The sequence below is a fragment of the Pseudobutyrivibrio sp. genome, from assembly GCF_017471675.1.
Lineage (GTDB): Bacteria > Bacillota > Clostridia > Lachnospirales > Lachnospiraceae > Pseudobutyrivibrio.
The window spans coordinates 1-24,616 of sequence record NZ_JAFUSK010000024.1; the positions used below are offsets into that span (position 1 = coordinate 1).

A 24,616-nucleotide genomic window follows, 5' to 3' on the forward strand; every position below is an offset into this window, starting at 1 on the left:
AAGTAAGATCTGACTCTTGAAACTCTTTTCTGATTTTATTCCAGTTGTAATTTTTTCTTTTGACCATAATGTTTTCCTCCTGAAAGGATTATGGCATTTTGGGATGGGCTTTCCAAGACGGCCGTTCTAGCTACACTTACTATTCCTTAAAGTTTTCGCCTTTTTCTTTAAATAAAAAGCTTAAATAATTAGGACTCACATACACATAATCTGCCACTGTTATTAGTGATACATCCTTTGATAAATTTTCTTCTACATATTTCTTTGCTTTTTCAACTATACCTTCACTTCTGATAAGCCTGTTTCTGTTGATGTACTCGGATATATCTACTAATATGTTTGTAACTTCTTCTTGCATAGCCAAAAGTGTTGATATTTTATTTTTCCTAAGCCCATCAAGATAGGATTCCAAAGGTTCATAAGTTATTTCATCCATATTTTTCGCCTTCATCGACCTGATTAAAATGGATATATACATTATGAGCTCATCATAAATGTTCTGAGGTTTTCCATCATATAGTTCTTTTAATTCTGCAAAGAGCTCCTCCGATTTTATCCTTGTATCTCCAGTATCTCCTGTACTAATGCATGTAATAAGCTCCTGCTCTATTTGCGTCAATAAGCACTGATCACCATTGTTGTCGTTTTCCAAGTCTCCAATATAAATTACGCTATTATCTCCCATAAAAAATTTATAAGATAATGCATTTTCTGCTTCGATATATGCCTTTTGTACATGCCCTATATTGTTTAATAGTCTGCTAACTCCAACACTTATAGTAAGACCCCATTTTCTCTCCATTTCACTTTGAATTCTTCTTCCCTTACCAGTAAGATAAAGAATATTATCACTATTTTTTATTGTCTTATCATAATTAAGTATTACGACTATCCTGTCCTTTAAGTCGGAAAACATTACGCAGGGATACTGTAAAACTTCCTTACAAAGCTCCTTTATTTTTATGTTGATTAATTCCATTTCCTTACTGCTTTTATCCCTTGAATCACATTGGAACAAGAGCACTACCAAGTTGTCTGTATTTATGTTGATATCATAATAATCAAACTGCCCTAAAATATCTTCATCAGCAGTTGTTTTTCCGCTTATAATTTTATTTAAATACTGTTCGCGCAAAATCGGCTTACTACGCTCAAGTTCTTCTCGCAGTTTGCTTTCTTCACATATTTTATCCTGTTCTTCCTGTATTTCCTCTTTAATCTTAAGAAGGGCTTCCTGTATAACTTCTATTTTGGCAGGCTTTAGCAAATATTCCTTTACCCTATATTCAATAGCTTTTTGGGCATACTGAAATTCCTCATGTCCTGACAGCATCACAATTTTAATATCTGGATATAATTCACTTATTTTACGAGTAAGTTCTATGCCATCCATTACAGGCATAACTACATCTGTTAGCACTATGTCAGGCTTGCATTTTAAAATCATCTCTAATGCTTCTTTTCCATTTGCTGCCAGACCACAGATTTCTATTCCATTTTCTTCCCAATTTCCCACCTTATAAAGGCCTTCACGTAGAATAGTTTCATCTTCTACTATCAATAACTTTACTTCCATAAAACCCCTTTACTGCTTATAATTTTTAGGAAAGCTAATACATACTTGCGTCCCACAAGATGCTGCTTCGTCAAAGTACACTCCATAGCCTTCTTTTGTATAAAGCACTATTCTCTCTCTTACATTTTTTATTGCATAGCCGTGGTTATCATCACTTTCATATTCACCACCATTTATTTTTTGTAGTTGCTCTTTATCAATACCTTTCCCATTGTCTCTTAGTTTAAAATAAATAGTATTTTCGTCAGAATTAATATTGATGATTACCTTCCCTTTGTAGCCAATATTTTCAAATCCATGCAACAGTGAATTTTCTACAAAAGGTTGCAAAATCAACTTTGGAATTCTGCATTCATATAAGCTTTTATCCACATTGATTTCATAATCAAATTTCTCTACCATTCTTATTTTTTGAATATCTAAATACTTCTGCACATGTTCCAACTCTCTTTTTACTGTAGTTATATCTTCTCCCTTATTAAGACTAAGTCTAAATAGATCTGCCAAATCTAATACCATTTGCGCGACTTTATCATTTCCATCTATTTTTGCAAGCCAATATACAGTATCAAGCGTGTTATACAAAAAATGAGGATTAATCTGGGCCTGCAAAGCTTTCATTTCTTCAGCTCTTTTTTGTTGTTCAATCATCTTTACTTCATCCATTAGGCTATGTATTTTAAACATTAGCACAGTAAAACTATTACCTAGTTTTGCAACCTCATCATTATATTTAAAGTTAAATCTGACCTCTAAATTATTCTCTATAGCATCATCCATTGATTGAGATAGAATCTTTATTGGTTTTACAACCGAGTCAGATATAACACTAGCTATAATAATTAATGACAGCATTGAAAAAATAAAAATAATCAATGCCACTTTTCTAATTCCGCCAGCTTCTTGATATAACGCGTTTAAATCATATATATAGACTAGATTCCAATCCATTATGGCTAGCCCTTTTTGATATACGCCAACATCATGATTGCTAATTTTTGTTTCTAAATATTCTGTGGATTCATTTTCTGTCAATATGTTTGATATATCCGCTCTATTGCACCAATCAAAGTTTCCAGCTTTAACTACTATATTGTTATTTTGGTCCGTAACATATATGCCTAGTTCCCTCTTCTTAGCCTCTTTATTAATTAATTTTTTCAGATAATCCTTTTTAAGTACAAATATCAGGGATGAGTAGTCCTCGTTTTTATCAGAATTGTAGCCTGCTACAGGAAGTGATATTTTGGGGCTATTATCAGTATCAAAATAAAATGATCTCGCCAACACAAAATATTTTGAGTCCTGATCATAGTCTAGATAATGTATTTTATTTTTCTTGTTCATTAGGGTTTCAAAAATTGTCGATTCTTGAAATTCATTATAATTTAGCTCTGGACTATATGTATCTGCATATACGGTTTTATCCTTCCCCATTAGCTCTATTGCATAGATAATATCACTATTTCTAACTCGCTCTTCTAAAAAATAGTCTTTATATACATTCTGAACTTCCACTTGTTTAGATACATTTCCATTTACATAATTACTTTGGAGATATAGATTGATAAAATCAGAATTGTCAAAGTTATTAATATATTCTTCATTGATGGATTCTATACGAGATTCTATTATTTGTTCCAGATAAGCTACTGAATCATTTATAGCTTCATGTTCAGTTTCTTTTAGTCTTTCAAACATAAAATGGTAGGCATAATATGTCATTATGCCTACCACTGCAATTGTAAATATGGTATATAATATTACAATTCTCGCCTTTAATGAGCGATTCATCAACAACTTCTTTAACATGGCATCCCCCAACAACTCTTCCCTTTAATATAGTATTAATTGAAGATAATTAATTACTATATATGTAGGTTTTCTTACTATACCATGTTATAAGTTATTATTAAAGGCTAATTCTTTAAATATAATTCTTCAAATCTCCTTACCGGAAGTGGCCTATCAAAGTAATAGCCCTGCAGATAGTCTGCTCCAGTGCCTGTCAGGTAATCAACCTGTTCCTTAGTTTCTACACCTTCGATGATAACCATCATACCAAGGGCCTTGGCTAAGGTGATGATTGTATTTACAATCTTGCGGCCTTTTTTAACATTCTTGTCCATAGAAAGGAATGCCATGTCCATCTTAAGAATGTCCGCTGGCACTTCCTTAAGCATGTTAAGAGAAGAATAGCCGCTGCCAAAATCATCAATCTCAATAAGGAAGCCGTATTCCTTAAGCGAATTAAGGATTTCGATTTGTCTCTCCTTTTCATTCATGAAGATTGATTCTGTAATCTCAAGCTTAAGCCTGCGAGGGTCAACACTATATTTTTCAACGATACCAACTAAGGTTTCGTATAAATCGATATAATAGAAATCCTTTACCGAAATATTCACCGATAGTGACAAATCTGTTTCGCCTAATGACGACCAATAGGCCAGGCGCTTAGCTGCCTGTTCCCAAATGTACATATCAAGCTTGTAAATGTATCCTGTCTTTTCTAACAGTGGTACAAAGGATGCTGGCGCAATTATGCCTCTATCCGGATGAATCCAGCGAACCAGAGCCTCGGCAATTGCCACCCTTTTATCCATGTTTACAACAGGCTGTAAGAACATTGCAAATTGGCCTGTCTGTAAGGCTTCTTCAAACTCCGCAATTATCTTTTGCTCTGTAAGATATTCGTGGCGAAGCATATCTCCATAGTAAGCGATGGAGTTCTTAAAGCTATCCTTGATAGAATCGATTGCAAGGAATGCTCCATCCACCATAGAAATAACAGGTGCTTCTCTATCAAAAATCTCGTAAACACCTACCAGAATAACCATTCTATAATGTGCATTGTTAAGATAATAGCTTACCTTGTTCATACCTGTCATGAACAGCTCTTCTGTATATCTGCTCTTTGGCATTAATACTGCAAATCTATCCGCCTCTAATCTGGCAAAAGTAGAACCAGTCTTAATCTTTTCTCTGATAGTATCAGCACATCTGATTAATAGCTTATCCGCCTCATCTGGGCCAAACATATCGTTAACCAGCTTAAATCCCTTGATATTGCAGCACACCATGATGTACTCCACACCTGGGTTATCGTGAAGCATGTTTTTAACCTCTTCATAGAAGGCCTCACGATTAAGGGCTCCTGTAAGGCTGTCGTGACTGCTTCGGTATTTTTCCTCTTCGTATGCTATGAAATCACCTGTCACATCATAGAATGAAAGATAGCATCCACAGTAATATCCGCGCTTATCGTAAATCTTATTAAAATGCACATCAAATCTGTACTCTTCACCGTTTATGTTATACAGCTGATTAAAGCTAGTGTTTGAAATAGAATTAGCATCACGCCCTGCTTTCCACTTTCTAAAACGATCCTCATACACACGCTTGTCACCGGTAGGTGCAAACATTCTGTTGGCAAACTGATTAGAATATATACAATTATCATTCTCATCAAATGAAATAAGCGCACACTCCATTCTCTCCGTAATGGTGGTAAGCATATATTCCACGAATGTCTTCGGATTGTAAAGCAGCGAATAATAGCCAACAAACACTGCTCCAATCGCATAAAAGCAAATAGATACATCAATTGGGAAATCAAAGAACAGATAAAGCACGTTCAACAATATGATTCCCATAAACATAATAAGTATGGATAGATATCTGCTACGATGGAAACCACTGGTCTGAATAGTCTTCTTTAGGAAGATTACTATTATAATGGCAACCATTATGTAACAGAAAATCAAATGTACATAATAATAATCATTGATGGAAAAGGTGTAAAACCATTCCCCTGGATTTAAAAACTTAGCATCCAACCAAAATGCATGATGCCATTTTACGTTCGCAAAAAGACTTATATTGTCAAAAACAGCAATTGTTGTAGTGAAAATCGGTGATGCATAGCTGTCTAGCCAAACCTTAGTGTATTGCCTAGCGTAGAATATGAAGCTAATCAGTATCCAATCCACACCCGCAAAATAGATGATATATCCATATTCCGCCTGCCGGATATCATGGGTAGCAATGGCGTATGTGTAACTAAGGCAAGTAACTATCGCCACTATGAACAGCTGGATAATCGCAATGCTCAGCTTACTATATTTTATTGTATGTTTTGTTCCAATGTATACTGCACACCCCAACAGAATAAATGCAGTAAGCATGAACAGCAGAATATAAAATCTTATCAAAAGATGCCCCCTAACTATCCCGCTACTCTACTATCTTCAAAATCCTCGCCCTTTGGCTTGATATCAAATCCCATTCTCTCCCCGGTAACAGGATGATTGAACCCAATAAAATGAGAGCAAAGCGCCAAACTATGCCCTGTGGAAACGCCGCCATACTTAACATCACCGACGATTGGAGCAGTACGGCTTGCAAGCTGTGTTCTGATTTGATGATGTCTACCTGTATAAAGGTCGATATCCAAAAGCTTTCTATCATCCCACTCATCCACTACTCTATATCGGAGTATAGCCTTTTTGCCTCGTGGGTCTGTCTCCTTTACTACCTTTGACAGATTGGTTCTATTATCCTTTACAAGGAAATCTGTAAGCTCACCCTCCTCTGGGAATGACTCGCGGTTGATAATAGCATAGTATTTCTTTCTGAAAGTATGCTCGGTAATCTGCTTTGTAAGCTTGTTCGCTGCCTCAGATGTCTTGGCGAATACCATTACGCCCTCTACAGGCTGGTCAAGCCTATGAACCACGTGGGCTGTAGGCTTTTCATTCTTTGCGGCAAGATAGTTGTTTACCAGGCTTACCATGTCCTGCTCGCCAATGTTTTTTGTCTGAGTTGCAATGCCTGCTGGCTTGTAGCATACGATGATGCTGTCATCTTCAAATAATACGTCCATAATAATTACCCTCCCCTAAAGGTATATATGTATATTATAACTAAATTGTGCTCGGCTTGCTAGACCTTAAGCTTATACCTTAAAGCGATATCCAACACCCCAAATAGTCTCGATATACTGAGGCTTGGATGTGTTCAGCTCAATCTTCTCACGAATCTTATTTACGTGCACTGTTACTGTGGAGATGTCTCCGATAGATTCCTCTCCCCAAAGAGTTTCGAAAAGCTGCTCCTTAGAGTAGATTACGTTAGGGTTCTCTGCAAGGAAGGTAAGCAAGTCGAATTCCTTGGCTGTGAAAATCTTTTCCTCGCCGTTAATCCATACGCGGCGGCTGGCCTTGTCGATTCTAAGGCCACGGATGCTGATTTCGTTTTTCTGGATTGCTGGAGACTGAACTAATCTCTCATATCTAGCTAAGTGTGCCTTTACACGGGCAACAAGCTCGCTAGGTGAAAATGGCTTAGTTATGTAATCGTCTGCACCAAGACCCAAGCCTCTGATTTTGTCGATTTCTTCCTTCTTGGCTGTAACCATAAGGATTGGTACGTTCTTGACCTCGCGGATGCGCTTGCAAAGCTCAAAGCCATCTATTCCAGGAAGCATTAAATCCAGGATGTACATGTCATAGTTTCCTGCCAACGCCTTCTGTAAGCCCTTTTCACCATCGGCTTCTATATCTACCTCAAAGTTAGAAAGCTCCAGGTAATCCTTTTCAAGCTCTGCAATTGCTTCCTCATCTTCAATGATTAATATTCTACTCATTTCTAGCCTCCTCATTTTCTAAGAATTTTCTGATTACGAAGTACATGGTAGTGCCTTCGTTTTCCTTGCTGGTAACCCAAATCTTGCCACCGTGGTCCTCTATAATTTTCTTAACAATAGATAGACCTATACCGCTGCCACCTGCCGCAGAATTACGGGAAGTATCGGCACGGTAAAATCTATCAAACACATAAGGTAAGTCGTGTGTGGCAATACCCTTACCATTATCTGAAATCTCTATCTGAACAAAATCTCCTACATCCTTAAGCACTATGCCAACACGTGATGCCACATCAGCCCTCATGTATTTAACTGAATTGCTGACAATGTTGTGGATGATACGCCCCAGCTGCTCTGGGTCTGCGATTATCAGCACGTCAGGGTCTACAAAATTAGCATAATCAAGCCTTATGTGCTGATTATCCAAATCCATACCCAGTTCTTCGATGCAATCCTCAAAGTATGCATGAAGATTAAGCTTCTGGAAATTGTATGGAATCTTGTTAGTATCTATATTTGAGTACAGTGTAAGCTCATTGATGAGCGTGTTCATCTCACCAGCCTTGTTATAGATAGTTCGGATGTATTTTTCCTGTTTTTCTGGTGTGTCTGCCACTCCATCAAGCATGCCTTCTGCATAGCCCTTTATGGCTGTAATTGGTGTTTTCAGGTCATGGGCGATGTTTGAAATCAGTGCTCGCTGCTCCGCCTCATCCTCCAGCCTATCCTTGGCATTATTCTTAAGACGGATTCGCATATCCTCAAAGGCATTGCAAAGCTCACTCATTTCATCCTTGCCAGTAGATGCCACGCTGAAATCAAGGTTCCCCTCTTTTATATTGTTGGCAGCTATCTTGAGCATCTTTAGCTGTGGGGCAATACCTCTATAAATCCATACTACCATGATTATGGCAGTCAGCATCAATATAACAAACTCCGCCACACAGAAATTTAACACCAGCTGGTCGAACTTTCCCGCCTCATCCATGTAGTTTTTCACTGAATGGATGATTTCGTTTGTAAGTATTTGTTCCTCTGTGGCTTCCTTTACGATACCCTTTAGGCCTAGCATAAGAGAGCTGAAGATAGCTACGGGGACTATTGTTATTATTAGGAATGAAATTATAAGTCGGTTTTTAAGTTTCATATTTTACCCTCATCAGTCAGCTGCGCTGACAGCTTCCCCCTAGAAAGGGGAAGCCTTATTAAAAAAGCAGCCACGCTACGTGACTGCTTTTATTATAGCATATTTGACAATATTAAAGATATTTCTTTAATGCATCCACCTTATCTGTGTGCTCCCAAGGTAAATCAACATCTGTACGGCCGAAGTGACCATAAGCTGCTGTTGGGCGGTAGATTGGACGACGAAGGTCGAGCATCTTGATGATTCCTGCTGGACGAAGGTCGAAGTTCTCGCGAACGATTTCGATAATCTTCTCATCTGAAAGCTTTCCTGTGCCGAATGTGTCTACCATGATAGATGTAGGCTCTGCTACGCCGATAGCGTATGAAAGCTGAATCTCGCACTTATCAGCAAGACCTGCTGCAACGATGTTCTTTGCAACGTAACGTGCTGCATAAGCACCTGAGCGGTCTACCTTAGTGCAATCCTTACCTGAGAATGCACCGCCGCCATGGCGAGCCATTCCACCATAAGTATCAACGATAATCTTGCGGCCTGTAAGACCTGCATCACCGTGTGGACCACCAATAACGAAACGGCCTGTTGGGTTGATGAAGAACTTAGTCTTGTCATCAATAAGCTCCTTAGGGAGAACTGGGTCGAATACGTATTTTTTGATGTCTGCGTGAATCTGTTCCTGAGTAACATCTTCATCATGCTGAGTAGATAAAACTACAGCCTCAAGTCTAACTGGCTTGCCAGCCTCGTCATACTCTACAGATACCTGTGTTTTGCCATCTGGGCGAAGGTACTTAAGTGTACCGTCTTTGCGGACATTGGTAAGCTGAAGAGCAAGTCTATGAGCAAGAGAAATAGGATAAGGCATGAGTTCTTCTGTTTCGTTAGTAGCGTAACCGAACATCATACCCTGGTCACCAGCGCCTGTATCCAGGTCGTCTGTAAGTGAACCTTCCTTTGCCTCAAGAGCCTTGTCAACACCCATAGCAATGTCAGCGGATTGTTGATCAAGAGCGACCATAACAGCGCAAGAGTTTCCATCGATGCCTTTCTTTCCATCGTCATAACCGATTTCAAGAAGAGTCTTGCGAACAATAGCAGGAACGTCAAGCTGTGCCTTTGTTGTGATTTCGCCTGTTACAAGAACGAATCCTGTACAAGAAGCAGTCTCACAAGCTACACGGCTCATTGGATCAGCTGCCATACAAGCATCAAGGATGGCATCAGATACGGCATCACATACCTTATCTGGATGGCCTTCTGTTACTGACTCTGAAGTAAAAAGTAACTTTTCCATTTTTTGACTCTCTTTCTGTAAAAATAAAAAATATTTGCCTAAGCTTATCTAGTATAACGTCATTATGCCTTTTCTTCAATATACAACTATTATTTTTTGTTAGCAATAAAGACATAGATTTTTCAGACTTTTAGCATTGCCTGTAGTTTATTTTCTGTTAAAATTTATTTATAAGATACTAGGGATACTATAGCTTGAATACAAAAAGGGACGTTGATTATGATTACATTAACAGTTGATAATCTAACTCCTGGCATGATAGTTGCTTCGCCTATTGTAACTAAGCGCGGGCAGACTATTTCAAAGCCAGGTGAAAAGCTAACTCCACAACTAATTGCAAAGCTTTCATTCTACAAGATTGACGTGGTGACTGTTGAAGGACAGGCATCTGCGCCTGTGGACACCGATGTTGTAGCTGCAAAACAAAAGCCTGTAGAAGATAAGCCTGTGTCACAGAATAAGAAGGCTGAGCCAGAAAAGGCCGAACCACCTAAGCCTGCGGAAAAGCCTAAGGAAGAATCCCGAGTTAGCGATCAGATTACTTACTCTCAACGGCTTAAGCAATCAAGCCATTTCCAAAAGTTCCAGTCTGACTATGCTTTAAACATTGCAAATCTAAAGGAGCATTTTACCGCTATAATCGCTGGCGGCAACGCTGACTGCTGCACTGATTTACTAGAACAATGCGAAGCATTATTCAAATCTAAGACTACGCTTGAGCTTTTCGATATGCTTTCCAATATGCGAAACCTTGAGGATCCAATCTATTCTCACTCATTAAATGTGGGGCTTATTGCCCGCTGCATTGGTAAATGGTTACACCTATCCAAGAACGATTTGAACACGCTCACCTTAGCAGGCTTGCTTCACGATATTGGAAAGACTCAGATTCCAGAGGAAATACTTAACAAGCCTGGCAAATACACAGATGAAGAATTTGCCACCATGAAGACACATCCTCTCCTTGGAAAGAAGATTCTTAATGGCAAAGGCTTTGATTCCAGAATACTTGCAGCCACATTGCAGCATCACGAAAGAAGTGACGGCAGCGGCTATCCTAGAGGACTTATGGAAGATGAAATAGATGATTTTGCTGCTATTATTGCCATTGCAGATGTGTATGATGCCATGACTTCTGCAAGAGCTCACCGTGATCCACTGTGTTCCTTCCAGGTTATCAACCAGTTTGAGAAGGATGGACTTAACAAATATCATACTAAATACGTGCTTACCTTCCTAGAACACATGGCTAACACCTACAACAACAGCCGCATTATGCTTAACACCGCAAAAACAGGCCGCGTAGTCTACATTAATAAAAGCGACTTATCACGACCTGTCATTCAGCTTGATTCTGGAGATATTATTAATCTCTCCGACAACAAGCATAAGGATTTATATATTAAATCTATTCTCTAAAGGCTTCCTCTATTCTGGCACTTAGGCCTGAATAGCGCTTAGCCTGTGATGTATTATCCACCATTGAATAGAAAACATCTGCGTCGCCTACCATGGTGACGCATTTTTTTGCTCTGGTAATGGCTGTGTACAGTATGTTTCTGTTCATCAGCATCTTAGGCCCTTCCATTATAGGCATTACTACCGCAGGATATTCCGAACCTTGGGATTTATGGATAGTGATAGCGTAAGCAAGCTCCAGCTCATCAAGGCTTGCAAATGGATATACCACCTTTCTGCCCTCTTCATATTCTACAGTGATGGTTTTAGCCCAATCATTAATATCCTTGATTATACCCACATCACCGTTGAAAACACCTACGCTCTTTTCAACGGCGATGTTGTAATTACCAGTTATCTCCCACTCCAGCTGATAATCGTTACGAATCTGCATGACCTTATCTCCCTCACGGAAGATTCTGGTATCACCGCTCCACTCTTTTTTCTTAGGAGATGGTGGATTCAGGAAATTCTGCAATATTCCGTTAAGCCTCTCTACACCAATCAACCCCTTTCGTGTAGGGGTAAGCACCTGAATCTCACTGATTCCTGCATCTACATACTTGGGCATCTTATCCCTTACTAAAGTCAGCATCACACTGATGATTGTATCTGCATCATTTCTCTTTAAGAAAAAGAAATCCTTTGATTTATTATCCAGTACCACATGCTCACCCTGATGAATCTTGTGGGCATTCATTACGATATCACTTTCCTGAGCCTGTCGAAAAATCTTCTCTAAGGTTACGGATGTGAATTTCTGAGAAGCCAAAATATCCTTTAGCACATTTCCCGGACCTACGCTTGGCAGCTGATGCTCATCTCCCACCAGTATCAGTCTGGTTCCTGGCGAGATTGCCTTAAGCAAGGCATACATTAGGGATACATCTACCATGGACATCTCATCTATTATAATAACATCGCACTCCAGCGGGTTATCTTCGTTTCGCTCAAACCTGGCAAAGGATGTGTTGTCATCATCATCGCTGATGTTTCCTGCTACCTCAAGCATACGGTGGATTGTTCTTGCCTCGTAGCCTGTGGCCTCACTCATTCTTTTAGCAGCACGACCTGTTGGTGCAGCAAGAAAGATGTTATAGCCTTCATTCTCAAAAAGCCTAATCATTGTAGTGATAGTAGTGGTCTTTCCAGTACCAGGGCCACCAGTCAGCACGAAGAAGCCCCTCTCAGCTGCTGCAATTACCGCATTCTTCTGAAGCTCATCCAGCTCTATCTCTTCTTCTATTTCGATTTGTCTGATGGTGTTTGACAAATCTTCTTTATCAACCTTGTAGGTAACATCTAGCTCCCTTAGCATGCCGGCTATAGATTCTTCCATTCTATAGAATGACCTTGAATATATCTGGCTGTTGCCCTCGCTATCCTTCTTTATAATCAGCTTTCTATCCATTGCAAGATTCATAATCTGGGCATCGATAGAATCTGCATCTACTCCTAGCAAATCCTGGGACATCCTGGTCAGTGTCTCTATAGGAAGATATGTATGTCCCATACCAGCGCCCTGGCTTAGGATATACTGAATACCACCTTTGATTCTGAATTCTGAATCCACCTTGATTCCCACCTGGCTTGCGATTTCATCTGCTGTCTTAAATCCGATTCCAGAGATTTCATCTGCAAGCTTATAAGGATTATTCTGAATCACATTGTAGATTTCATTTCCAAATCTATTGTAGATTTTGATAGCCTTATTGCCATGCAGGCCATATTTATCCAAAAAAATAATGGCGTTACGAATATCCTTGGCACCAACAATCTGGTCGGATATTTCCATAGCCTTGGTGATAGAGATTCCCTTTACCTCTGCAAGACGCTCCGGCTCATCCTCGATAATTCTAAAGGTATCCGCGCCAAACTTCTTAACAACTCTGGCTGCAAGCTTTGGACCAATTCCCTTGATTGCGCCTGAACCTAGGTATCTTTCCATTGAAAGCTCATCAGCTGGTGCCTCCACCTCGTAGCTTGCCACCTTGAACTGCCTTCCGTAGGTAGGATGGTCTACAAAATCCCCCTTAAGTAGGAGATTCTCCCCCTCACCAATCACCGGAAATATTCCCGTACAGGTAACTAAATCCTCATCCGCCACGAAATCCAGTACCGTGTAACCATTATCTGTATTTCTAAATATTATATTTTCTACATAACCTGTTAATTCTTCCATAGGGTATATGATAACATAAAAAACCCACCATGTCTTTACATGGTGGGCGTTAGGTTATGCCTGTATTGATTGTACTGTGGAAGCATTAGATCGGGCAATATCATCTGACACCTTTGTATTATCCTGACCCGCCGTCTCTGTAGGTGCACCAGATGTTCCTGTGATTCCGTAATTACGCATAATCTGGTCTACGAAATCATCCGTTACATCGCCTCCGATTTGGTCAACCAGCTGGGAAGCAATCTCCGTGATAGCCTTATCCATATACAAATCTTTGTACATGCCCATTGTATCACTATTATCTTCCTCGCCTACAAATGAATCCTTCACCTGTTTGATGACCTTTTCAACCATAAAGGTTTCGAAGCTCTTTACAGCATTTTCGATTTCCTCTTTTGAAGAATCCTTTGAAATGCCGCCGATTGACTTGGCAGTTGCCTCTGCCATGGCCTTGTTTTGATTTGCGTACTGCGTTTGCAGATACGTGCTTGTTCCTAAAACATCCATTTTTTTATCCCCCTGTTGAAACAATAAGTTACTGTATGTTACTTTTCACAGTGATTAAACTACATTCATAATTGAACTCTTTCAGAGTTCTGTCAAGTGCTATCGCACTTGCAATTATTCATGTAGTTTAGTCACTGATTCCAGTTTATAAATATATAATGATTCTTCTCTTACAAGCAAGCTTGACGAGATTCATCATTATATATTTATAACTGTGAAAAGTAACATTTATCTCTTCAAGTTATTAGCCTGCTCCAGCATAGTATCTGAAGTGGTAATAGCCTTTGAATTCATTTCATATGCACGCTGAGATATGATTAGATTAACCATTTCATCCGCTACATTTACATTGGAGCCTTCTAAGTAATTTTGAACCACCTGGCTTCTAATCACGCCCTGTGTGTTCCACTCACCCATTGGCTCACCTGATGCATCACTTTCATCGTATAGATTTTCGCCTATCTTCTCAAGGCCTACTCTATTGGTGAACTGATACAAAGCTACCGACTGACCTGTTGCAACATCTACACCCTGGTTATTCCTATATGTGACCGCCAGTGTATCTGGATTAACCTTAAATCCTTCTGTTCCTACTGCTGCACCTAATCTAATAGGCTGGCCTGCCTGGTCTAGCACTCGATATCCTTCTGCTGTAGTAAGGGTTCTGGTGCCATCTGCTTCTGTAGACCATCCAAAATTACCATTTCTGGTGTAGTGAACCTCCTCACCATCCTGCACTGCAAAGAAACCAGAGCCGATGATGCACATAGCTGTGTTGCTATCATTAGCAAGCTGCGCTCCCTGAGTAAAATTAGAATTAAGAGATGCTACTCTTGTTCCTAGTCCCACCTGAGCGCTAGTTGGCTTTGTCTCACCCTGGGCATTAGTACTTGGCGACTGCATTGTCTGATAAAGCAGCGTCTTAAACTGCGTGCTCTGGGATTTATATGCTGTAGTGTTTACATTTGCTAAGTTATTTGCAATTGTATCAACTGCTACCTGCTGGCCCTTCATACCTGAAGCACCAGACCACAATGCTCTCATCATAATTTCTGTACCCCCATGGTCTTTGGCTCGCCTGTTACGCTCTCAAGCCTAATTATTTCCTTCGTCGACGGGATGTCTCCTTCGGAAACAATTATGCTTGATAGCTACAAGCTACTTTTACCTGATTTATTACAGGCTATTTATACTATATGTGTACTATTTTACTGATTTACCATTATCTTACAGAACCTACGTTGTTTACGGTTTTGTCTAGGGTGGCGTCCTCGGTTTGAATCATTTTCTGGCCGGCCTCGTAGGCTCGGGCTATCTGAATCATGCTAACCATTTCGTCCACCACGTTGACGTTGGAAGCCTCTAGCATGCCCTGCTCCATATAGGCTTCGCTTTCGATTATCTGTCCACCGTCGATTAAATCGTACAGGTTCTCTCCATATTTATTGATGTAGTCGTAATCAGCTATATCGATAAGCCCCACGGTATCAACCTCTTGCTGATTCTGAGTGATTGTTCCATCCTTTGCTATACTATATGGAAGGGATGGATCAATCTGTACATAAGAATCCTCTCCAAGTGTAGAATTAAGTGCCGCATCCTGATTTAACACGTAGTCGCCATCACTTGTTCTAAGGAAACCTTCGCTATCTACTGTAAAAGCCCCATCTCTTGTGTACTTAATAGAAGTTTCTCCAGCTTTGTTTGTAAAAGCAATCGCGAAGAATCCTCTTCCAGCTATAGCCAAATCAGAATCCTTATCAGTAATCTGAAATGCGCCCTGGTCCCAATTAGTGTAGGTCTCACCAATCTTAGCTCCCAGAGAAATATATCCGATGTTCTCCGGCATATTGTTCAAAGCCGATGTATCTTTGATTTTGATTGCAAGCCTTTCATCAAAAGCCTGTGCAACCATCGCTTCTTTCTTGTAGCCTGTTGTAGCAGAGTTGGCGAGGTTGTTGGTCATAACATCCATTCGCCTCTGTTCGTTTACCATTCCGGTATAGGCTGTATATAGTCCTTTTACCATGGCGCCCCCTTTAAGCTTAGTCTACAATACTCTCCATCTCATATATCGGATACCCCAAAATAAAATTAACCCCTTTTATAGAAAAAATTACAAAAAAAAATCTTTTCCACAAAAGGGGTTATCTTCATTATTGTATTTAATTAATCATCTGATAAAAGCTCTACATAACGGCCTGTTCCGATAGCTACGCATGTTGTAGCCTCGTCAGCTGTCATTGTGTTGATGCCTGTGCGATCCTCGATAAGCTCCTCAAGACCACGAAGAAGTGCACCGCCACCTGTAAGCACGATACCTCTATCAGCTACATCGGCTGCAAGCTCTGGTGGAGTCTTCTCAAGTACTGAGTGGATAGCCTCAACAATCTGCATTGTAGATTCCTTAAGAGCTTCCTCAGTCTCCTCAGATGAAACAGTGATTGTCTTAGGAAGACCTGAAACAAGGTTACGTCCTCTAACATCCATTGTCTCTGGCTCGCCAAGTGGGAAGCAACGACCAATCTTAATCTTGATATCCTCGGCTGTACGCTCACCGATAAGAAGATTGTGCTTCTTACGCATGTAACGAACGATAGCCTCATCGAAATCATCACCAGCCACCTTGATAGATGTGCTGACAACTGAGCTACCAAGTGAGATAACAGCGATATCTGCTGTACCACCACCTATATCTACAATCATGTTACCCATAGGAAGTGAAATATCAATACCAGCGCCGATTGCTGCTGCAATAGGCTCCTCAATAATCTTAACATCACGTGCACCTGCTGCAAAAGCTGCATCCTCAACGGCACGCTTCTCTACCTCTGTAGCCCCAGAAGGAACGCATACTGCAATACGAGGCTTACGATAGCTCTTCTTGCCCATTGCCTTCTGAACGAAGTACTTAATCATCTTTTCTGTAACTGTATAATCTGAAATAACGCCCTGACGAAGTGGACGAACTGCTACGATGTTACCTGGAGTACGTCCAATCATAAGACGTGCCTCCTCACCGATTTCCTTAATCTTGTTAGTATCTCTATCAAAAGCCACAACTGAAGGCTCTTTTAAAACAACGCCCTTACCTTTTGCATACACAAGAACGCTTGCTGTACCTAAATCTATTCCGATATCTGATGCTGCCATTTTATCAATCCTTTCTATCTACTAATAATAGTCTATTAAATGCCCAATGGACAAAAAAACGCAATTTCACGTTTCTATTATATACGAAAATCCTTAAGATTCAAGAGGATTTTCTTTCTATAATATATACGTGAAATCACGTTTTAATTGGTAATTATTTACTAATGATATTTAAAAGCATTTATCGCAGAGCTTACAGGCCGAAGGAGTTATTGCACAGCCGCCCTTTGCGGTCTCTCTAAATTCCACTGGAAGGCGGCGTCCCACGTTGTACATGCAATCTAGCATTTCATCTAATGGAATCATCTGGGTAATCCCTGACAATGACATCTCCGCTGCTATCAAGGCATTGGCTGCCCCTGATGCATTCCTGTTCTGACAAGGATATTCTACCAGACCAAGCACTGGGTCGCAGATAAGCCCCAGCATATTCATAATCACTGTAGATGCTGCGTAGGTGCATTCCTTTGGTGTGCCACCCATCAGCTCTGTTGCTGCCGATGCCGCCATGGCTGCTGCAACGCCAACCTCTGCCTGACAGCCTCCTACGGCGCCTGATACTGTGGCGTTTTGCATAGCTAGATAGCCTATTGCGCTGGCATTGAATAGACCATCTATTATTTTATCGTCTGAGATATTATATTCTTCCTGGAGAGCTAACATTACACCTGGCAGCACCCCAGATGAACCGGCTGTTGGGGATGCCACAATAAGTCCCATGGAAGCGTTTACCTCCAGCACTGCCATTGAATAGGTAATGGCCTTTGACATTAGATTGCCAACTATGCTCCCCCCTGCCATTCTATGGTCGTTAAGCTTCTTGGCCTCTCCACCTATTAGTCCGCCCATGGATTTAACTGCTGTCTTAGTTGGGCTGATGGCAGATTCCTTCATTATTTTCCAGGCCTGCTGCATCCTATTTAGTATATCTTCTTCAGTTGTTTCAAACTTGCTACATTCACGCATTTTCATAGCTTGAGATATACTAATTCCATTACTCTCGCATAGCTCAAGCATTTCTTCTGCTTTCTTAAAATCCATATTGCACCTCTTATATCTGCACTAGCATTACATCTTCAACATATTTATTTTCCATGATGGCATCCTTCAATTCCTCTGGAAGTGAGCTATCTGTCTCCACGATAGTGTATGCTCTCTCATGCTTGCCCTCTCTGAAAAGCCTCATGAAGGCTATGTTGATATCTCTGTCGCTAAGTGCACTTGCAATATGCTTGATTACACCAGGCATGTCCTTCTGCACGATGATTGCGGCACTGTATTCACCTGTAAAATGTACAGGCACATTGTCGATTTTCACAATTCGGCATTTGCCACCGCCGATAGATTCCCCTCGCACATCAAGGGTCTTGTTATCGCCTGTAATAATGTGGATATCCACAGTGTTAGGGTGTACATCAGTCTCTATCTCGTTAGTGGTAAACTGAAATTCCACACCCATCTTCTTTGCTATTTCAAAAGAATCTCTTATTCTTGTATCATCTGTTTTAAATCCAAGGATTCCGCCGAGCAACGCTTTATCCGTGCCATGACCCCTATACGTCTCAGCAAATGACCCATATAACGTAAAATCAACATGTTTTATACTCCCCCCTGCCATTTTCCACGCTAAGTATGCGATTGAACTAGCTCCCGCTGTATGTGAGCTGGATGGACCTATCATATTTGGTCCCAAAACATCAAAAACACTAATAGAACTCATATTAAACACCTTTGGTAATTGGACATTTCATTAAATAGTAATTTAATTTTAGCACAGCTGTAATTAACTATAAAGAAAAAAACACCAGCGTTTTCACGCTGGTGGAGTATTCGGGGAGTGCGACCAAAGTTACCTCCGGTCGCTGAGTTATGAAAAATTTGGTATTAGCTTTCCGCTAGTACATGAAGTAATATAACCCCCTTATGTGAAGACTAAGTGAAGATTGGGAAAATTTTTTCACAAAATAGACAAACTTACTCACTTATTTTTGTTTGTGGTCTACAAATATTCCTTAAGGTATTGTCCCGTGTAACTCTTCTTCACCTTTACGATTTCTTCTGGTGTACCCTTTGCTATAACAGTACCGCCTCTATCGCCGCCATCTGGTCCCATATCGATAATGTAATCAGCACACTTGATTACATCTAAGTTATGCTCAATAACTACTACCGTATTTCCGGAGTCAGAAAGCTTACGCATGATTTCTACAAGCTTGTTAACATCATCAAAATGAAGTCCTGTGGTAGGCTCATCCAGGATATAGATGGTCTTGCCTGTGGCTCTTCTTGAAAGCTCGGTAGCAAGCTTGATACGCTGAGCCTCACCACCCGACAAAGTTGTGGAAGGCTGACCAAGCTTAATATAGCCAAGTCCTACATCATACAGACTCTGAATCTTGTTAAGGATGCTTGGCACATTCTTGAAGAATTCCACTGCCTCCTCAACTGTCATATCTAGTATGTCATAAATTGTCTTTCCTTTATAATGAACCTCAAGTGTCTCACGGTTGTATCTCTTACCACCGCAAACCTCACAAGGTACGTAAACATCTGGAAGGAAGTGCATCTCAATCTTGATGATACCATCACCTGAGCATGCTTCGCATCGGCCGCCCTTAACATTGAAAGAGAAACGCCCCTTGCTGTAGCCACGCTCCTTAGCCTCTGTTGTTCCTGCAAACAGGTCACGAATTAAATCAAACACGCCTGTGTAAGTAGCTGGATTGGAACGAGGTGTACGTCCAATTGGAGACTGATCAATATCGATAACCTTATCAAGAGCCTCTGTTCCTATAATATCATCATGCTTTCCTGAAACCTTTCTGGCACGATTCAGGCGCTTTGCTAAATCCTTGTAAAGGATTTCGTTTACAAGAGAGCTCTTTCCTGAGCCTGAAACACCTGTAACAACAGTCATTATTCCAAGTGGGATATCTACATCAATATTCTTAAGGTTGTGCTCCCTAGCGCCCTTTATAGTAAGCCAACCTGTTGGCTGTCTACGCTCCTTTGGAACCGGGATGCACAGCTTACCGCTAAGATACTGGCCTGTGATGGAATCTGGGCATGCCATGATTTCCTCTGGGGTTCCTGCGGCGATAACTTGTCCACCGTCCTTACCTGCGCGAGGACCGATATCCACAAGATAATCCGCAGCCTTCATAGTATCCGCATCATGCTCTACTACGATAAGTGTGTTGCCCAGGTCTCTAAGGCCCTTAAGGGATGCCAAAAGCTTGTCGTTATCCTTCTGGTGCAAGCCGATTGATGGCTCGTCCAGGATATAGGCTACGCCAACCAGGCCTGAACCTATCTGTGTTGCAAGGCGGATACGTTGAGCCTCACCACCTGAAAGTGTGGCTGTGGCACGGCTAAGTGTAAGGTAATCCAAACCTACATCCACCATGAATTTAAGTCTAGCCTTTATCTCCTTTAAAACAACAGCACCGATTTTCTTCTGCTGTTCAGTGAGATGCAGATTATCTATCATGTTGTAAAGCTCATGTACAGGATACTGGGTCATTTCAAAAATGTTCTTGTCATCTAAGGTAACTGCCAGCGATTCCTTCTTAAGACGCTGACCGTGGCAGCATGGGCAATCACTGTAGAACATGAACTCTTCGTATTCCTTTTTAGCTGATTCAGAAAATGTTTCCTTATATCTGCGGTTAACATTTTCAATTAATCCCTCGAAAACTGTAGGGTAAACGCCTCTGCCTCGCTGGCCCTGATAGTGCACATCTACCGAACGGTCAAAGCCATGGATAAACATGTGTCTTATGTTTTCTGGAAGCTCCTTGTATGGAGTGTCCAGTGAGAAATCGTATTCCTTTGCAAGTGCCTCCAAAAGTGCATGTGCAAAGCTGGTGCTCTTGTTTGAAGACTGCCAGCCCATAACCTGAACAGCTCCCTGATTAAAGGAAAGGCTCTTGTCTGGAATCATCAAATCCTCGTCAAATTCCATTTTGTAGCCTAAACCAAAGCACTCTGGACAGGCACCGAATGGATTGTTGAAGGAGAAGCTTCGTGGCTCTACCTCATCGATGCTGATTCCGCAATCAGGACATGAAAAGCCCTCGGAAAATCTGATAGGCTCCCCATCGATAACGTCTACAATCATCAGGCCATCAGCCAGCTTAAGCACTGCCTCTATGGAATCTGTGAGACGCTTTTCAATGCCTTCCTTTACAACCAATCGGTCTACTACTATTTCTATATTATGCTTGATGTTCTTATCAAGCTTAATTTCTTCGGATAGGTCGTACACATTGCCATCTACGTTGACACGCACATATCCGGATTTCTTAGCCTTTTCAAAAAGCTTTTCATGGGTACCCTTACGACCTCTTACAACTGGGGCAAGCAGCTGAATCTTAGTGCGCTCAGGAAGTGCCATGATGGCATCCACCATTTGGTCTACTGTCTGCTTGCTGATTGGCTTGCCGCAGTTAGGACAGTGTGGCACACCGCATCTGGCATACAGAAGTCGCATGTAATCATATATCTCTGTAACTGTTCCTACTGTAGAACGTGGGTTGTGGTTAGTACTCTTCTGGTCGATGGAAATAGCTGGTGGCATACCTTCCATGTGCTCTACATTAGGCTTTTCCATCTGGCCTAAGAACTGGCGGGCGTAGCTGGAAAGGGATTCCATGTATCTACGCTGGCCCTCTGCAAATATTGTATCAAAGGCTAAGGATGATTTTCCTGAGCCTGACAAACCTGTAAGGACAACGAACTCATCACGTGGGATATCCAGGCTGACGTTTTTAAGGTTGTGTTCGTTGGCGCCTTTTATTTTTATGTATTTTCTTTCTTTCATTTAACACCTCATAAAAATGACTTGTTTCACAAGTCAAACAATCATTCGGAATTTGTTCCAAATTCCGAATGTTGTTAGATGTCTCAAGAGAATTTATTATTCTTGCAAGCAAGATAATAAATTACTCTTCAGACATTTTTATCATCATATTTTTAAGTTCAACCATCTTGTCGCGGTATTCGGCGGCAGCCTCGAAGTTAAGCTCTGCGGCAGCCTTTTGCATCTTCTTTTGAATGTCTGCAATGAGCTTCTCAAGCTCTGCCTTATCCATCTCCTCAGGGTCCTTCTTAAACTGCATCTCCTTGTGGGCAATGTCCTTGGAGATAGATATAAGCTCACGGACAGATTTCTGGATGGTCTTTGGAGTGATGCCGTGTTCCTTATTGTACGCCTTCTGAATTTCACGACGACGCTCTGTCTCACTAATAGCCTTTTCCATGGATTCTGTCATGGTATCTGCATACATAATAACATGGCCTTCGCTATTTCGGGCAGCACGTCCAATAGTCTGAATCAGTGAACGCTCACTTCTAAGGAAGCCTTCCTTATCTGCATCAAGAATGGCAACCAGTGTAATCTCCGGAATATCAAGACCCTCACGAAGTAGGTTGATACCTACCAAAACATCAAATACATCCAAGCGCAAATCTCTGATGATTTCTGCACGCTCCATGGTATCTATATCAGAATGCATGTATTTAACTCTAACGCCAAGCTCTGCCAGATAATCTGTAAGGTCCTCCGCCATACGCTTGGTAAGTGTGGTAATCATTACCTTATTCTTCTTTTCAACTTCCTTTTGGATTTCGTTGAATAGGTCATCAATCTGTCCCTCAACCGGCCTTACCTCTACCTCAGGGTCAAGTAGACCTGTAGGCCTGATAACCTGCTCCGTTCTAAGAAGCTCGTGCTCCTCTTCGTAATCACCAGGTGTTGCACTTACAAACATAATCTGGTCTATCTTCGATTCGAACTCACCAAAGTTAAGTGGCCTGTTATCAAGGGCAGATGGCAAACGAAAGCCATATTCTACCAGTGTCTTCTTACGGGCCTGGTCACCTGCAAACATGCCCCTTACCTGTGGAAGTGTGATGTGACTCTCGTCCACTATAATAAGGAAATCATCATCGAAATAATCAATCAGGCACTTAGGTGGCTCTCCCGGCTGCTGATTGGTCATGTGCCTACTATAGTTCTCAATGCCGGAGCAAAAGCCTGTTTCACGAAGCATTTCTATATCAAAATTAGTACGCTCCGCTATACGCTGAGCCTCAATCAGCTTATCCTCAGACTTAAAAAACTTTACTCTCTCGTCAAGCTCCGCCTCAATGCTGGCGCAGGCTGAGTTAATCTTATCTTGAGGGATAACATAATGGCTGGCAGGGAAAATGGCTACATGCTCAAGCTCTCGCTTCACCTGCCCTGTCATAATATCTGTCTCGCAAATGCGGTCTATCTCATCACCAAAGAATTCAATGCGAATACCATAATCGCTGGTGTTTGCTGGGATAACCTCAAGTGTATCACCACGCACTCTAAAAGTACCGCGGTCAAAATCCATATCGTTACGCTGATACTGAATGTTAATCAGCTCATGGATAACATCATCCCTGTCCTTCATATCCCCTGGGCGCAGGCTAACCATCATGTTCTGGAAATCGTCTGGCTCACCAATGCCGTAAATGCAGGAAACTGATGAGACTATGATAACATCCCTTCTTTCTGACAAAGATGCTGTAGCAGAAAGCCTCAGCTTATCTATCTCATCATTAATAGAAGAATCCTTAGCAATGTATGTATCTGTGCTAGGCACATAAGCCTCTGGCTGATAATAATCGTAGTAAGACACGAAGTATTCCACAGCGTTCTCTGGGAAGAATTCTTTAAACTCAGAATATAGCTGACCTGCTAATGTCTTATTATGTGCAATAATCAGTGTAGGCTTATTAAGCTGCTCAATAACATTAGCCATGGTAAAGGTCTTACCTGAACCGGTAACACCTAGCAATGTCTGCATCTGGTTACCTTCCTTAAAGCCCCTTACCAAATCCTCAATAGCCTGTGGCTGATCACCTGTTGGTTTGTACTCGGAATGTAATTTGAAATCCATAACTGGTCCTCGAAATCTACATTATTGTTAACAGTTCTATTACCGATTGGCATTTTGGTTGTGCGCAATCGTATGTATTGTATTATATCATAGCTATACAATATGTCAAACATCTGTTTGTTGTTATTTCTATGTTGACATTTTGTTTAGCACATGTTATAAATAACGCTGTGTTATTCACAGGACACATTGCTGTAATTTTTCTACAGCATCTTATATATTCGTCATGCACATCTAGTACAGCAGGATTCATGACCACTACAATTGATTAGCCTCAGGCTAATAGCAGCTCTTTTGTGGTACTTTAGTTGAAGCTAAACAGCAGGCTTCCTCTAATGATAAGAATATATAATATTACCCCACAATAATTTACAACTGAATAGGTATAACATGCAGCTTTAGGTAATTTAGGAGTATTTGTCTTTTTAGAGCTTAGGACTATTGGGAAGATTGGCTTTCATCTGGCCTGGTACTTTAGGTAAATTGCGTTTGTGGCTTTTTTGAGTAATATTGCCCCTAATTTGGAGTTCTAAGACATTTTAATGCTTTAAAAGTTAAGTTTTTATTGAGAATCACAATTCCCGATAAAGCCCATATAATGGTGTAAATTCTAAAATTTATTAAAAAGAGCCAAGTGCTCATCTTTCAGTTAAAATTAAGTTACCACACAAAACATAATTGAAAGGATGAATACTATGGCTCAATTACATTTTACATTGGATC

Annotated in this window: 17 protein-coding genes; 1 reads left to right on the forward strand and 16 read right to left on the reverse strand. The window is 40.8% G+C overall.

Annotation, left to right across the window (positions count from 1 at the left end):
* Nucleotides 1–139: 139 nt before the first annotated feature.
* From IJ535_RS04160 to metK, 7 genes are all read right to left on the reverse strand, one after another.
* Nucleotides 140–1,576, reverse strand: coding sequence for a response regulator (locus IJ535_RS04160; RefSeq protein WP_294299198.1), 1,437 nt, complete (start codon nucleotides 1,574–1,576; stop codon nucleotides 140–142).
* Between the two features lie 9 nt (nucleotides 1,577–1,585).
* Nucleotides 1,586–3,388 (reverse strand): sensor histidine kinase, encoded by a 1,803-nt coding sequence (locus IJ535_RS04165; RefSeq protein WP_294299201.1) that lies wholly within the window; start codon nucleotides 3,386–3,388, stop codon nucleotides 1,586–1,588.
* 107 nt (nucleotides 3,389–3,495) lie between these two features.
* Nucleotides 3,496–5,787 (reverse strand): EAL domain-containing protein, encoded by a 2,292-nt coding sequence (locus tag IJ535_RS04170; RefSeq protein WP_294299206.1) that lies wholly within the window; start codon nucleotides 5,785–5,787, stop codon nucleotides 3,496–3,498.
* 14 nt (nucleotides 5,788–5,801) lie between these two features.
* Nucleotides 5,802–6,458: an RluA family pseudouridine synthase gene (locus tag IJ535_RS04175; RefSeq protein WP_294293388.1), complete on the reverse strand. Its 657-nt coding sequence runs from the start codon at nucleotides 6,456–6,458 to the stop codon at nucleotides 5,802–5,804.
* A 72-nt stretch (nucleotides 6,459–6,530) separates the two neighbouring features.
* Complete coding sequence (locus IJ535_RS04180) at nucleotides 6,531–7,220, reverse strand: response regulator transcription factor (protein WP_028242903.1); 690 nt, start codon at nucleotides 7,218–7,220, stop codon at nucleotides 6,531–6,533.
* Nucleotides 7,213–8,367, reverse strand: coding sequence for a sensor histidine kinase (locus IJ535_RS04185; protein ID WP_294299209.1), 1,155 nt, complete (start codon nucleotides 8,365–8,367; stop codon nucleotides 7,213–7,215). The genes IJ535_RS04180 and IJ535_RS04185 overlap by 8 nt, the downstream gene beginning before the upstream one ends.
* 112 nt (nucleotides 8,368–8,479) lie before the next feature.
* Nucleotides 8,480–9,661 (reverse strand): methionine adenosyltransferase, encoded by a 1,182-nt coding sequence (gene metK, locus IJ535_RS04190; RefSeq protein ID WP_294293382.1) that lies wholly within the window; start codon nucleotides 9,659–9,661, stop codon nucleotides 8,480–8,482.
* Nucleotides 9,662–9,880: 219 nt separating this feature from the next.
* On the opposite strand from metK, the gene IJ535_RS04195 reads away from it, so the two are divergent.
* Nucleotides 9,881–11,080, forward strand: coding sequence for an HD-GYP domain-containing protein (locus IJ535_RS04195; RefSeq protein WP_294299212.1), 1,200 nt, complete (start codon nucleotides 9,881–9,883; stop codon nucleotides 11,078–11,080).
* On the opposite strand, the gene recD2 is transcribed toward IJ535_RS04195, so the two are convergent.
* From recD2 to uvrB, 9 genes are all read right to left on the reverse strand, one after another.
* On the reverse strand, nucleotides 11,070–13,301 hold the full coding sequence (gene recD2, locus IJ535_RS04200) for an SF1B family DNA helicase RecD2 (protein ID WP_294299215.1): 2,232 nt from the start codon (nucleotides 13,299–13,301) through the stop codon (nucleotides 11,070–11,072). The two genes, IJ535_RS04195 and recD2, sit on opposite strands and share 11 nt — an antisense overlap.
* A gap of 54 nt (nucleotides 13,302–13,355) precedes the next feature.
* Entirely contained in the window at nucleotides 13,356–13,808 is a 453-nt protein-coding gene (locus IJ535_RS04205) for a hypothetical protein (RefSeq protein ID WP_294293374.1), read from the reverse strand.
* A gap of 228 nt (nucleotides 13,809–14,036) precedes the next feature.
* Nucleotides 14,037–14,855 carry a flagellar hook-basal body protein gene (locus IJ535_RS04210; RefSeq protein ID WP_294299218.1) on the reverse strand — a complete coding sequence of 273 codons (819 nt, stop codon included), beginning with the start codon at nucleotides 14,853–14,855 and terminating at the stop codon, nucleotides 14,037–14,039.
* Between the two features lie 175 nt (nucleotides 14,856–15,030).
* Entirely contained in the window at nucleotides 15,031–15,837 is an 807-nt protein-coding gene (locus tag IJ535_RS04215) for a flagellar hook-basal body protein (protein ID WP_294299221.1), read from the reverse strand.
* 140 nt (nucleotides 15,838–15,977) lie between these two features.
* A complete protein-coding gene (locus IJ535_RS04220; protein WP_090549226.1) occupies nucleotides 15,978–16,961 on the reverse strand; it encodes a rod shape-determining protein in 984 nt (327 codons plus the stop codon).
* A gap of 171 nt (nucleotides 16,962–17,132) precedes the next feature.
* A complete protein-coding gene (gene sdaAA / locus IJ535_RS04225; RefSeq protein WP_294299224.1) occupies nucleotides 17,133–18,002 on the reverse strand; it encodes an L-serine ammonia-lyase, iron-sulfur-dependent, subunit alpha in 870 nt (289 codons plus the stop codon).
* Nucleotides 18,003–18,012: 10 nt separating this feature from the next.
* Nucleotides 18,013–18,681, reverse strand: coding sequence for an L-serine ammonia-lyase, iron-sulfur-dependent subunit beta (gene sdaAB, locus IJ535_RS04230; protein ID WP_294299226.1), 669 nt, complete (start codon nucleotides 18,679–18,681; stop codon nucleotides 18,013–18,015).
* Between the two features lie 279 nt (nucleotides 18,682–18,960).
* A complete protein-coding gene (gene uvrA, locus IJ535_RS04235; protein ID WP_294299228.1) occupies nucleotides 18,961–21,783 on the reverse strand; it encodes an excinuclease ABC subunit UvrA in 2,823 nt (940 codons plus the stop codon).
* 121 nt (nucleotides 21,784–21,904) lie between these two features.
* Nucleotides 21,905–23,893 carry an excinuclease ABC subunit UvrB gene (uvrB, locus tag IJ535_RS04240; RefSeq protein ID WP_294299231.1) on the reverse strand — a complete coding sequence of 663 codons (1,989 nt, stop codon included), beginning with the start codon at nucleotides 23,891–23,893 and terminating at the stop codon, nucleotides 21,905–21,907.
* Between the last annotated feature and the right edge of the window lie 723 nt (nucleotides 23,894–24,616).